9 protein-coding genes are annotated in these 13,096 nt (G+C 61.9%); 3 read left to right on the forward strand and 6 right to left on the reverse strand.

Annotation, left to right across the window (positions count from 1 at the left end; genetic code table 11):
* The first annotated feature begins 97 nt into the window (after nt 1-97).
* Nucleotides 98-1,810: a hypothetical protein gene (locus ACSHXC_RS09795; protein ID WP_438291213.1), complete on the forward strand. Its 1,713-nt coding sequence runs from the start codon at nt 98-100 to the stop codon at nt 1,808-1,810.
* A gap of 508 nt (nt 1,811-2,318) precedes the next feature.
* On the forward strand, nt 2,319-2,789 hold the full coding sequence (locus ACSHXC_RS09800; protein ID WP_438296502.1) for an HNH endonuclease: 471 nt from the start codon (nt 2,319-2,321) through the stop codon (nt 2,787-2,789).
* A 49-nt stretch (nt 2,790-2,838) separates the two neighbouring features.
* Here ACSHXC_RS09800 and ACSHXC_RS09805 read toward each other — a convergent pair whose 3' ends face one another.
* From ACSHXC_RS09805 to ACSHXC_RS09825, 5 genes are read right to left on the reverse strand one after another with little or no spacing between them, the layout of a single operon-like run.
* The gene (locus tag ACSHXC_RS09805) at nt 2,839-3,312 is read right to left on the reverse strand and encodes a DNA phosphorothioation-associated protein 4 (RefSeq protein WP_438291214.1); all 474 of its coding nucleotides are present in this window, start codon (nt 3,310-3,312) and stop codon (nt 2,839-2,841) included.
* Complete coding sequence (locus ACSHXC_RS09810; RefSeq protein WP_438291215.1) at nt 3,312-5,372, reverse strand: AAA family ATPase; 2,061 nt, start codon at nt 5,370-5,372, stop codon at nt 3,312-3,314. Before ACSHXC_RS09810 ends, ACSHXC_RS09805 begins: the two co-directional genes overlap by 1 nt.
* Nucleotides 5,369-5,554: a hypothetical protein gene (locus ACSHXC_RS09815; protein WP_283141035.1), complete on the reverse strand. Its 186-nt coding sequence runs from the start codon at nt 5,552-5,554 to the stop codon at nt 5,369-5,371. Before ACSHXC_RS09815 ends, ACSHXC_RS09810 begins: the two co-directional genes overlap by 4 nt.
* Nucleotides 5,555-5,613: 59 nt before the next feature.
* A complete protein-coding gene (locus ACSHXC_RS09820; RefSeq protein WP_438291216.1) occupies nt 5,614-7,764 on the reverse strand; it encodes a DEAD/DEAH box helicase family protein in 2,151 nt (716 codons plus the stop codon).
* A complete protein-coding gene (locus ACSHXC_RS09825; RefSeq protein ID WP_438291217.1) occupies nt 7,764-9,689 on the reverse strand; it encodes a hypothetical protein in 1,926 nt (641 codons plus the stop codon). The genes ACSHXC_RS09820 and ACSHXC_RS09825 overlap by 1 nt, the downstream gene beginning before the upstream one ends.
* Nucleotides 9,690-10,047: 358 nt before the next feature.
* Between ACSHXC_RS09825 and ACSHXC_RS09830 the strand changes: the two genes are divergently transcribed.
* Nucleotides 10,048-11,439 carry a hypothetical protein gene (locus tag ACSHXC_RS09830; RefSeq protein ID WP_438291218.1) on the forward strand — a complete coding sequence of 464 codons (1,392 nt, stop codon included), beginning with the start codon at nt 10,048-10,050 and terminating at the stop codon, nt 11,437-11,439.
* 217 nt (nt 11,440-11,656) lie between these two features.
* On the opposite strand, the gene ACSHXC_RS09835 is transcribed toward ACSHXC_RS09830, so the two are convergent.
* Complete coding sequence (locus tag ACSHXC_RS09835; protein WP_438291219.1) at nt 11,657-12,997, reverse strand: class I SAM-dependent RNA methyltransferase; 1,341 nt, start codon at nt 12,995-12,997, stop codon at nt 11,657-11,659.
* Nucleotides 12,998-13,096 lie beyond the last annotated feature (99 nt).

A 13,096-nucleotide genomic window follows, 5' to 3' on the forward strand; every position in this document is an offset into this window, starting at 1 on the left:
GCGGCTCCCCCCTGCACGACACAAGCCAGACGCACGTGACGTGCGACACGTGTAAGATCGCGCGAGTTGAGCCGATTCGTGAGCAGGGGGAGCGGGCATGACCGAGGAGATCTTCGAGTACCCGGTGTATGTCTCAAGGGAGTCAGGCACCAGTAAGCCCCTCCTACTCTTCTCCGCCAAAGCCACGGACATCGACCGCTGGGTCGGAGTTCCCCAACGGCGCCGCCTCAGCGATAGCGAAACTGTGGGCTGGCAACGCGAAGAGAGCCGTGCACGACTTCGTGAGCTGGCCCATTTCTTCAGCGATGAACGCAATGTCGTTCAGAACCCGCTACTCGGCGCCCTCCAGGACCCGCTCGCAGTTACTTTCGTAGAAGATCCGCAGCATCCCAACTTCGGACATCTGACCATCCGAAGTCGATCCGTTGATGGCCTCACGCTTCTTGACGCCCTGGAGCGGGTGTGCCACCGGCTGGAAGAGCGTGTCCCTGCACTCCGAGAGCACCCCCTCGATCCAGATCGCCGCCGAGCTATCTTGGATCAAGCGCGCGACCAAAATGAAGGCTGGCATACCCAGTTTTCCGATGAGGAAGATACAGATCAAGAAGAGTTGGCGCCTGAAGACCTTTCATCAGACTCCGAAACAGTCGAGCAGTCAGTCGATCTGACTTCGGTTCTCTTGGTAGAAGAAACTCAGATCTTGGACTTCTATCAGGAGTTGAAGATCCGGGCATCGATCCTTCGAGAGATGATCCCGGAACAACGCCCAGATACTCTGGCAGGATTCAGTATCGATGCAATGCTGAGCTACTTGCGCCCCATCGTCTTGGTAGATGGACAGCATCGCCTCCACGGTGCGGTTTACGCCGCTCAGAATTTCACAGGAACTCAGGAGGGAATGGAACTCGCCGCCGAAGGGATCAATCGCGGGGAGGACCCGGATCTCACAAATAGGAAAGTCCTAGAGCTGAAGGCTCGCTCGCTCCCCATCTCACTCCTGCTCGATCCCAGCCCTTCGGAACATGTATTCCAGTTCGTGGTGGTTAACCAAAAAGCCACTCCGATGCAACCAGCACTCCTTGGCACTATCGTCTCCACTTCTCTCTCCAAAGAAGAAACAGAGCCGGTAGCGGATCGCCTGCGGCGCGCAGGGATTCCATTTGATGATTCCCAGGCCGTCGCATACATGACCAGGTCTAGCGACAGTCCGTTCAAGGGTCTCGTGCAGACAGGGATTGGTGGCGACGCAAGCGGACTGTTAAAGTGGACGGTGCTCAAATCCCTGACCGCTATATTTCGCGAACTCAAGGGAGGTAAACTTTTCGGCCAGAGTGTCGACTTTGCCGACCTTTGGCGCAGGAAGCTCCTCGAAGATTCAGAATTCGTTTCAGCCGGCCAAACACTTGAAAGTAAACAGATCATCTGGCAAGCCGCTGATGGGCCTTGGCGCGATGTGGCTATTAAATTCTTCTGGGAAATCAGAACTCGCTTCGGCGACGATGACCCAAACTCCCATAATGCATGGGGGAACACCAACTCGAACCTGTACAACAAGATTCACCTCACCATCCTAAGCGCCGACTATTTTCAGTTCCTGACAGATCGCGACCTCACCTTGAGCTCTGTCGCCGACGTGACCCAAACTATGGACTCATGGCTCCAAGGCGTAAATCTTCAGTACTTCAATCGAGATTGGCGCGTCGGTCTGAAGAAGGACCAAAAGGCTGTCCGGGAGAGGTGGGCCAAGGTGTGGGTCGAATATCGTAAGGACCCTGAACGTCTTCCTCGCGTAGAAAACTACAAGCCCTGACTGAGGCGCCACCATGGACACTAAGAGCTTGGCCTCCTGGGTAAAGGTGGCCCAAGATACCTTCAGCTCCCCGTGGGAGACGGATCCGATCCATGCACTTGCGCGAGAAGTGGTTCCGCCTTTCGCCCATGGCCCATTGGGGTGGCTACTCAAGTCCGATATCAATTCGACCTGGGCCATCTGGTACATAAGTGGAATCGTTGACACGGCTTCCTTCGAAAGAGATGCAAGTCTCAGCTACGCGCACTTCTATAACGAAGTCAGAGAATCGCTACGCAGAGACCATGCATCAACTCCGATAGACGAAGTATCTCACTTGGCCAGGGTCATCTCCATGACGGCTTGGAGCGAGATTGAATTTCGCCGCATAATTGCCCGTCAGCGCATTTCCAAGCGCGTACGGGAAGAGATTTGGTACAGCGAATCAAAACCTAGATGCTATCTTTGCGGCTATCTATTTTCCCCAACGGCCAGAGATCTTTTCCTCAAAGTCGACAACAGTCCGGCGATGCAGCCAGCTGTGGCGGTCGATTTCGTCCGCCCCCGCGGCCTAAAATCAGTCGACCTCCTCCCGCAAGTTGACCACGTTAGACCTGTCGCAATTGGCGGAGAAACTGCAGTCGAAAACTTGCGGCTGGCTTGCGGCTGGTGCAACCGTAAGAAGTCGTCACATATCGAGATCTATGGGGCGCCATCAGCCTACGCCGGAATATTCATTCATCCAACGCTGGGAACTATCAGCATCCCCCGTCCACTATGGGTAGTCCGGCTAACTAAAATGCGTGGCCGGTGCGAAGACCCGTCCGGCTGTAATGCACGACTCCAAAATTCGGAGCTTTTTGTGGCGCCTCGCCGTCTATCTGGGGCAATCAACCCGACGAACTGTGCCGTCTACTGCAGGGAGCATGACCCGTGGAAACGGGAGCGCTTCATAGGGGCTGGCACGTATGCGCAAAGGTTCCAAAAGAGCAACTTGTGATCACGGGGCGTTCCTCTACTGTAAAAAGAGAAACGCCCCGCCTCTACGGCTACCAGTCCAGGGAAGCGCTGGCCAAGATCTCGCCGACGTCGTCCTTCTTCTCCTCCGGAGGGTTCCGGAGCCCCTCGAGGACCAAGTTAGAGATGATGACCTCGAGTTCCTGGTGTGGCTGGCGATTTATCAGCGTCTGCAAGTGCGCAAGGCCACCGTTCGCGTACTCCTCGAAGATGAGGACTCGTTCATCCTGCCGGTCATTGCCGAGGATCTTCGGGTCGTCCTCATGCTCGACCGCTGCGAGCATATCGAGAAGGATGTCACCGTAGAGTCGGCCCTCCATCAGTGCCAGGCGAATCGGTTCGTCGGACTTCTCAAACGCGATGCGCTCGCCCTTGCGGTGCCCAAGTACGGCAGCGAACATCATCGCCTCGACCATGGTCGCGAATGGTCCGGTCTTCTTGTCTGCGAGCTTATCCAGCAGGGCCTCATGGGAGTGCGGGCGACGGAAGCGATCCGTAGTAGCCATCAGACGGTCACCTCCTCCAGGACGGTGTACTCGAAGGCGCCGTAGGAAACGTACGGCACTGCACGGTTGTTGATCTCAATGGTCTCTTCTTCAGCTGCCCTGTTCGGCGTGAAGGATCGCAGCACATACATGCGGTTGGCCGCATGCTGCAAATTCTCCATAACGTTGCCACGGGCCTGCGACTGCGACAGCAGGGTCACGATCTGCGACGTCAACGCCGGAAGTGCCTTCGAGATCTCTTCCTGATAGGTGAGATCAAGGCTACCGAAGGGCGCATCCATCACGACTGGGTAGACACCACTGCCACTGCTTTCAATCGTCGCCTCATCTGCGTGGCTCTTTCGTGCATTGATACTCCGGGCCACTTCAGAAACAGCGCCTACGAAACTCAGCCCGAGAATCTGGTTCTCGCCGGTGGAGCGGATGGCTACACCGCTCGGCGCACGCAATTCCAACTCGAAGGAATCATTGAGCTCGGGGATGTAGCTCTTGATGAAGATCCGGGAGAAGACTTCCTTGACCTTCTTGTCGAGCTGATCCCGGACTTCTTCCGTCTTGATCGCCAGAATCTCGATCAGCGCGTTTCGAACCGACTCGACCAAACCGACCTGAGTCTGAATCCTGCGAGACTCCTCGTTCTTGGCCGCCGCAGACTTGTACTGGCGAGCAACACTCACCAATTCCTGCTCGATCAAGGCGATCCGGTTCTCGGATTCCCTGTGCGCAACGCGGGACTCGGTCTCCTTATCGCCACACTCCTTGCGGCGCTCGACCAGACGTTTCACGTCCTGGATGTTTACACCTTCCAGCTGGCGGTCCACCTCGGACCGCTCCGCTTCCAGCCGGCTGATGGCAGCGTCTGCCTTCTGGATGTCAGAAGCGTTCAGAGTGAGCTGCTCCAGAAGTTCCTGCCGTTTGTCGCTCATGCTGCGCATCTCGCCGCTGACGTGCATCCAGCGGTGCTGGACATCCTCAAGGCCAGCGTTGTACTTCCGCTTGTTGAGCTCCTCGTACTCGGGAGTCCCCTCCTCGACAGAGCGGCCGCACATGCACAACTGTTCTTCGAGGATGTCCTCGATGAAGCTGCGCTGGATTCCGGCTGGCAGCTGCCTGCGCTCACGCATCCGATCCGCAAGTTCGACTACCTTGTCGTCGAGCCCGGCGGTGAGGGCCAGGAACCCATGTTTGGAGAGCAGCTCACGCTTGCGGCTCTTATGGTCCGCAAGACGTTCCTTCTCCTGGTTGATACGGCGGGTGAGTCGCTCGCGTTCTTTCTGCAATGGCTCGGCCTGCTCGTTTTGACGCAGAGCACGACCAATCGACTCGACTTCCTTCTGGAAGGTGCTGATTGCTGCAGAATGGCGGAGTTTTTCCTCTTCCTCCGCCTTTGCTCGCGCTGCCAGTTCCTCCTGGCGATCCGTGAGCTGCTTCAGCCGGGTATCGCCCTTGGAGTCGATCGCACGGGCAAGGAGACGAGAAGCCTTGGGGAGATCGGCGATGGCCCGCTCAATGGTCTCCAAGTTGAGAAGCGTCTTGATGGCCTTCTTCACTTCTTCGTTGTTGTCGTCGCCGGAGAACATCTTCTCCATACGCTCGCCGTTGAAGAAGAAGAACTGTCGCAGCCCCCTGGGAAGGATCTTCTCGATCCGGTCCTGGCCATTCGGTACAGACTTGGCTTCGCCGTCGGGCCCAACCTCGGTGACTGTCAGAGACGGGCTGACCGTCTGCTGTTCTTCCGTCTGCTTGTTCACCGTGACGCCCCGAGTCGCGGAGAAGCGGATGCCCTCGTGCTCGAAGTCGAGTCGGACCGAGGACGTCGCCTCCTCCCCGAAGGAGGTCTCTTCCCACTTCTTGTCGTGGATCACCCGGTGCTGCTGTTCGACGTCGTCCGAGAAGGTGCCGTAAAGCACCCATCCGAACGCGTTGAGCAGCGTGGTCTTGCCCGCGCCGTTGTTGCCGAAGATGAGAACGGCCGGTTTGTCCTCCCTGACGGAGAGGTCGAGGACCTGCTCACCGTAGAAGGCACGGAAGTCCTTGAGGGTCAGCTTGAGCAGCTTCACTTGGTCAACTCCCTCACGGCGTCCACAATGCTGGGGACCACCTTCGTCGATTCCCTGATGTGGATGTTCTCGTTCTCCAGGTCGATGACCTTTTGCACGAGGGTCCTAGCAGTCGGCGACAGCTCGCTCAGTACCTCGCGCACTGTCCGCGCGGAGGGTGAGCCGGCTGTTTCGTCGCTCACGGGATACTCCTGATTCGAGTCGAGGATGCGGGATAGATGAGGGGATCTTGGTGTGGGTCTCAGGTGTCGAACAGGCCGTAGCGCTCGCGCACGGGGCGCAGGACGTCCAAGGTGACTGCTTCGTTCTCGGCGAGGTAGGCGAACTCTTCGACCCGAGCGAACTCGCGGCGGAGCAAGTTGCGTTCGGTCTCGTACTGAATCGCTTCGCCTCCCACGGGCGGTACGACGACGAAGTCGACGATGTCTGCCCGGTCCTTTCCAGGGGCCTTCCGTAGTACACGACCGCGGCGCTGGATGAACTGGCGGGGGTTGGACGAACTCGCCATGAGGTAGGCAGTGCGCGACTCAGGAACGTCCACGCCCTCGTCAAGGCAGCGCATGGACGAGATGATCTGCAGCTCGTTTCTTTCGAAGCGGCGAAGGATGTCCTGCCGCGCGGGTCGTTTCGTTTCGGAGGTGTAGCGGGCGGCAGCCAACTGAAGTTCATTGCCCACCATATCCATCACCTGGTCGATCTGGCGTGGCCCTTCGGTGCCCTGCTCGTAGAGGAGCGGGTGCTTGCCCTCCGCGCAGTAGATCAGCTGGTGGCTGGTCTCCCGGCGCTTCTCGAGCTCCGTACGCAGGACCTCCAGCTTGCCCCGGGCGTGGCCGATGATGTCCGCGCGCTTCTTCAGGAGCCGGCCAAGCGGGCTGTCGCGATCGGCTGTCTCCCTCAAGTCCGTACCTGACGCGATGAGCCGGGCGATTTTCGCGCTGGTCTCGGCATAGAGCTCAGCTTCTTCGTCGTCCAGCTCCACAAGGACAGGCGTATAGGTGTAACGACACAGGGCTCCGCAACGGATGGCCTCGCCAATGCCCATCTCGAAGACGATCTCGCCGAAGTAGCCGGTGAGGGCGTCAGTTCCCTCATCGTCGAACCAGCGTTCCGGCGTCGCTGACAGGCCGAGTCGGTACTGAGCCTTCTCTGGGAGCTGAGTGCGAAGGTGCCGAGCGCCGAGATTGTGTGCCTCGTCCGCGATAACGAGAAGCTGGCCCCCGTAGGCAACGAGAAAGTTCTGGAAGGTGTCGCCGCCGAAGGTGGCGTTGGTGGTCACGATGACTCCGCCGCTCATGCCGCCCAGGGCGAGGTTCTGCAGGAGGGCATGGGCACGTGGAGACCACTTGCTGGACGACTCGTACGCACGAAGCGGGGTCACGCCGAACCATTCGATGTCCTTGGCCCACTGATCGACCAGGTGCTGGAACGGGGCCACGACAATGACGAGCAGCGAGGCGTTGTCATCGTTCTTCCGCAAGAACGATCCGAGTTGAGCTGCAGCAGAGAGCGCGGTCAGGGTCTTCCCCGTACCAGTGGCCATGCGCAGGATGCCGCGGCACTGGTTGCGGAACCAGTTCTGCACCGCCTCCTTCTGGTAGTCGCGCACCACCAGGCTCTGCGGGATCGTTAGCGCTCCGGCCGGCGGCTGCGGAGACATCACGATGGGCGCCCCGCCAGTCGGAAGATCGTCCAGCTCGTAGCGGCCAGTAGTCGCCAGTGCGCTGCGCTCGACAGCCGCCTTGGCTGCTTCAGTGAACGGCACGACGCGCAGCGTCGGAGTCCGGTCGTGCCACAGGTCTTCGAAGTCTTTGCTTATCCGTGCAGCACGATCGGTGTCCCGAGGGTCCCAGCTGCGGTAGACCTCGATCGCTTCGAAGTTGCCGACGAGACCCGAGCGGGTCTCGTTCGCGCTCCCCTTGAAGGCGACGATGTCGCGCCCGTCCCGGAAGACACCGATCTTCTCGTGGTACATCCCGACACGGCCGCGCTCTTCGACGTACGCCAGCTTGAAATCGATGCGTCCTTCGGCGACCAGACGCCCAAGTTTGCCAAGTCCTCGCGCAGCGCGCTGGTCTTCCACTGCCTGTTCAAGATCCCGTACGGCGGCTCGGTGAAGGACTTCGCGCAGCTCGTAGCCCTCTTCGATGTCCTTGATATCTGCTGGCTCAAGGTAAGGAGACGCGATGATCCGCATGGTGCCGCCGCGCTCGGTGAAGTCGTCGATGCCTTGTCCGAGCGTGGCAATCACTGAAGCCGCGAAGTAGCCCACGGCCCGGTCGTACGTGGTGGAGGCCGCCAGGGCGGGCAGATAGAAGTCTTCGACCAGGTGACTGCGATCGCTGCGGTAGTCAGACTCCAGGCTGCACCCACGCAGTCGAGGTTCCTCAGCCATCAGATCAGTCCCATCTTGCCCATGAGGTCGTCTACGTCAGGCGCTTCATCGTCCGGCCGTCCGGATTCCTCGGGCGACGCAGACCGGCCAGCCGGAATAGACACCTCGCTCTCACCAATGTCCTCCCCGAGACGACGGACCGTTCCACCGCGGGTAGCGAAGGGAGGTGAGGACATGGTCTGCCTCAGGCTCGACTCCTTGATCTCAAAGTCACGCCGGAGGAGCCGGATGACCTCGTCGGCAGCGATCGCACCGCCGTGGGCGTCGACCAGGTCCGAGACCAACTCCTTGATCGGCTTGTAGACAGGCATACCCCACTCGGTCAGAGCCCACATCGTCTTCTGGCTCCGACTGAAGCGCGGATCCGCCTCGATCTGCTGTCTCAGATAGGGGTTGCCAAGCGTGATGCCCGTCTGCGCCTTCAGCTCATCGATGCTCAGTGGACGGTCTACCTCACGAAGCGCCGCTTCGATCTTGTCGAGCCTGTCGTTTCCGTGCTGTGCGACACCGCCCGCGCTGGCCCCCCCAGCCGCAGCCCGGAACCCAACAGCTGTTCCACTGGCCGAGGGAGCGGCGTCGACAGGTTCTTCAGCGAAGGTGAAGAGGGGATGCTCAGGGGCATCAGCAGACGGGGAAGACATCCCGAATAAACTCTGCAGGTACCACGCTCCTTGATGCGTGATAGCGAAGCGGTCATCTCCAAAGAGCGCCTTTATCACCTGTTCCTGAGAAACTGCCCCGCCAAGAGCATGCCTGATGAGCGAGCTACTCAAGCCCTCAGGCTTGTCTTCGAGCAGGTTCGCGATGCGATCTGCGGGAGCCGCAGATCGATCAAAGTCGCTACGGAGCGGTTTCTGGCGCCGAGCGCCCTGGCCCACCGGCTCTTGCCCCTCTGGGACGTGCGAGCCGTCAGCAAGAGAAGGAATGTCACTCTCCGCAATGATCTCGCCGTGCTCACTCATGCTGGAACTTACAGTCCGACCACTCCCCTCGTCAGCGGACGGTCGCAGATCATCGGCCGACTCTCCCGCTCGTTCGACCCTCCGGACAGCTTTTTTCCCGGGAATGACCCACAATCCATCACCCAAGAACATCGCATCCCGAAGCTGGCATACAACCTCACCCAGCTCGCCATCAAGTGCGCCCGCCCTCTGCAATACTTCACCGAGAGTGAGATTGGCGACGGGATTTTCGTTTACTTGGAGGAGCTGAGTCAGCCGCTGCACGAGCTCGGGCAGGTCCTCGGGCTCCTCGACGACCGACTCAGCCAGAGCGTCGGGGTCGTCTGGGAGAGACTGCGAGATCTGATCTCCATCGCGCGCGAACCCGCAGTGGACCAGCCAAGCGTCCAGGTCATCAGGATCTTCGGGTACCGGGGCTCCACTCGCTTCGAAAAGACGGGTCGCTGTCGACAGGCTCATGACCTCGTCGGAGCAGAGATCGAGCACTCGCACCGTCTCAGCCGCGCATTCTCGCAGATCAGAACCGTAGATCCACTGCCCGCTCGCGTCAGTGCTTGCGCCCTGCCAGTACATACCGGTGAGAAAGCGCAGGGTCGTGAGCCCGCCCCCAACGTTCTCGCCAAGCCAGGGGTAGCGGTAGAGGAGTCCGCTGACTACACGCGGCTGCTGAAGCTCAAGTTCAACCTGGGCTATCCAGCCATTCGGGACCGAACTGTCCGACAAGCACTGCTTGAAGCTGTAACTGAGATAGCTACAGCGCTGCCCTATTACCTCCCGGGAGAGGACATGCTTTTGAGCCAGTTGCTCCAGCGGCACTGGAACATCTGCGCAGAGATGTTCCAAGACGATGTCCCGGCTGAGGCTGCTGAGCTCCTCGTACCAGCTGCGGAATGCGTTCATGGTCCTCAGAAAGATCGGTGTGAGTCCGGTGATCTCCATACCGGAGGCAACCGCCAACAGCATGCGACAGGGAATACCTGATGCCACACGCCGAAGACGTCACTACGTTCTGCCCCGCGCGCCCCCTGAAGCTGTGTTCCCTCCCAGTACCCCAGCGACAGCGCGGTCGCATCAACGGTACAGGGGGACGTCGACGGAGCACGGTCCTATCGGCGCCCGATCTCACGGTCTCCGACTCCTTGTGACCTGAGGCGGGCTGTCCCCGCAAGCGGGGCAGGATCGGCCGACGGCACGCCCCACGCTGCCGGTCACCAGGTACCAGCACCGGGAACGCACCCTCGAGACCGGCAGCCACCTCAATGCAACGGATGCGGACGGGCATTCTCTCTGCAGCACGAGCGGAGAACCACGGAGGGACTACATGCGCCCGGCTCTCAACGAGCGGCAGCAGGCGGTGCTCGACTGGGTGGGCCGGGGGTGCCCCAACGGATTCTGGACGGACAGCACTTACAAGACCAGCGCCCAGGCCCTACAGAGTCGAGGGCTCATCAAAATCACCAAGCGTCGCGGGCATTGGAACGCCCAGCTCACCGACAAAGGGCGGCAGCATCTCACCGCCCGGGACAACTGTCCGGTGGAGCAGAGCGCTGAACCACCTGAGAGGCCCGGCCGTAATCGGACACCAGCAGCACGTCCCAGAACTGTGCCGCAGGCTCGTACGAACTACGCGGACCAGCTCCTCTCAGAACTGGCCGCGAACGATGGCTGTCTCGTCAAGCCCCTCGAATCCGGCCCGCACGCAGTGAATTGGGCGTCACGGGTCAGCGCCGCCCGCAAGTCCGGCAAGATCCCTCACACGCAGGAGCTCTACGGATACCGCACGCACCGCGGCTACGAAATCAAGCTCGTAGACATCCCCGCCTGGCGCCTCGACGAACTCACCCCACTCCCCGTTCCGGCCAGACTCACCAAACCCCACTCCATCGTGGCTGCCCTTCAAAAGCTGCCACAGCCCATGGGTCTGACCAAACTCGTCCAAGGCCGAGCCCTGCGCATCATCCAGGCCCTCGTCACCGCGACCGAAACACATGGCCACAAGGCAGCACTCGGAACCACCCAGGGCGCTCCCCCACCCCATCGGCGCCGCAAAGCACCACCGCACTTCACCATCACCGCCCAAGGCGCAAGCGTCGGATTCCTCGTCCTGCAGGAACAGGACCGCAGCGAACACATCCCCACCGACAAGGAACTCGCCGACGCCAAGAAGTACTCATGGATGCGCATCGCCCGCTTCGACTACACCCCCTCAAACCGCCTGCGCTTCATCCTCAGCGGCGGCAACCCGCACCGCGCCAGCGAATGGGCCGACCTCCCCGACCGGCCGCTGGAAGACCAACTCGCCGAAATCGCGCAGGAAGTCGACCTCCGTGGCGAGGCCGCCGAACGCGAACGCCGCGCAGATCAGCAAGCCCGAGAGGAGCAGCAGCAGCGCTGGGAAGCCGCGATGCAGGAAGCCCGCGCCGCGTACGCCCACGCCTATCTCGTCAAACACCTCGGAGAACAGGCAGACGCCTGGCACCGGGCCAAGCGGCTGACCGAATACGTCACAGCAGTACGTGACCGCGCCACATCACTGCCACCTGGGCAAGAAAAGACCGAGATCGAGGCGTGGCTCGCCTTCGCGGATGCCCGCCTCCAACACCTCGCCGAGTCCGCCGCAGCGCCGAAGCTGCCCTCCCCACCGAAGCCCAGTGGCGACGACCTCAAGCCTTTCCTCGGCGACTGGAGCCCGTACGGACCCCGCTCCTACTGAGCCCCAAACCAGGCCATAACCGACGGCCCTTGGCCCAAGAGATAGCAAAGAAGGAACCCGACAGGCCCCACCCGACGCACAGCCACCCGCAAGAACGGCCGCCTGACGCCTCATCAGAACGTGCGTCAAACGTGCGTCAGGAGGGCCTCACGTGCGTCGAATATGCGTCAAGATATCGCACATAACGCACATAACGCACACTGAAAGAAACCGCAGGTCAGCTGGCCTTTTCGGCAGGCTCCAAAATCGCCACGCACTCCACATGATGCGTCATCGGAAACAGATCGAACGCCCGCAGCGTCCGCGGCTTGTAGCCCGCCGCCGCGAAGTACGCCAGGTCGCGGGCCAGGGCCGCCGGGTCGCAGGCCACGTAGGCGATGCGGCGGGCGCCCAGGGCTGCCAGGTGCTTGACCGTCTGCTTGCCGGCGCCCGCGCGGGGCGGGTCCAGGACGATCAGGTCCGCTTCGGTGATCTTCGTGCGGGGCAGGACCTGCTCGACCTTGCCCTGCTCGATGCGGACCCGGGGCAGGTCGGCCAGGTTGTGGCGGGCGTCCTCCACTGCTCGCTTGGAGGACTCGATGCCGAGGACGGCTCCGGTCTCGCCGACGCGCTCCGCGATCGCGCCCGCGAACAGTCCGACGCCGCAGTACAGGTCGAGCGCCATCTCGCCCTTGCGCGGCATCAGGCCCTGCATCACGGCCTTCACCAGGGTGTCCGGGGCCTGGGGGTGGACCTGCCAGAAACCGCCCATGCCGACGCGGTAGGTGCGGCCGTCCGCACGCTCGCGGACGAAGGCCCGGCCGTGGACGCGGTGGACTCCGCCGTCCTTCTCCTCGACCCGGAGGACGGAGACCGGCTTGTCGAGTTCCACCAGGGGGAGGCGGCCGCCGGGGTTCGGGGTGAGGACCACCTGGCGGTCGTGCGAGCCCGAGGACGCGATCGCCTCGACCGATGCCAGCTGCGGCCACTCCCGCTTCTCGATGCCGAGTTCCGAGACGCCCGGCGAGGCGATCATGCAGTGGTCGACCGGCTCCACGTCGTGCGAGCGGTGCTTGCGCAGGCCCGCGCGGCCCTCGTCGTCGATCGCGTACTGGACGCGGGTGCGCCACGCCGGGACCTGGCCCGCGGGCAGCTTGTCGCCCTCGGCGGGCACGACCGTGCCGTCCCAGCCGGCCTCCTCCGGGGTCAGGCCCGCGAGCCGGCGGAGCTGCTCGGCGATGACCTCGCCCTTGAGGCGGCGCTGGGCGCCGGGCTTGGCGTGCTGCCAGTCGCAGCCGCCGCACTTGCCGGGGCCGGCGAAGGGGCAGGGGGCTTCGACCCGGTCCTTGGAGGGCTCCAGGATCTGGACGGCGTCCGCGCGCAGGAAGCGCGAGTCCTCCTCACCCTCGGTGACCCGGGCGACGATCTTCTCGCCGGGCAGGGCGTGGCGTACGAACAGGACGCGGCCCTCGGCGGTGCGGGCGATGCAGTGGCCGCCGTGCGCGACGGGGCCGACCTCGACCTCGTACTCCTCCCCGACCAGCGACGACAGCGACGGCTCGGGTGCGTTCTGCTGCATGGGTGGGTGACTCCAGAAGGGAAGAGAAGGGAAGGGGGGAAAACGGCGGGCGGCCGGGGGACAGCCCACCAGTCTACGTGGGTGTCGCCCGGCCGCCCG

The organism is Streptomyces sp. HUAS TT7 (assembly GCF_051550175.1).
Taxonomy (GTDB): domain Bacteria; phylum Actinomycetota; class Actinomycetes; order Streptomycetales; family Streptomycetaceae; genus Streptomyces.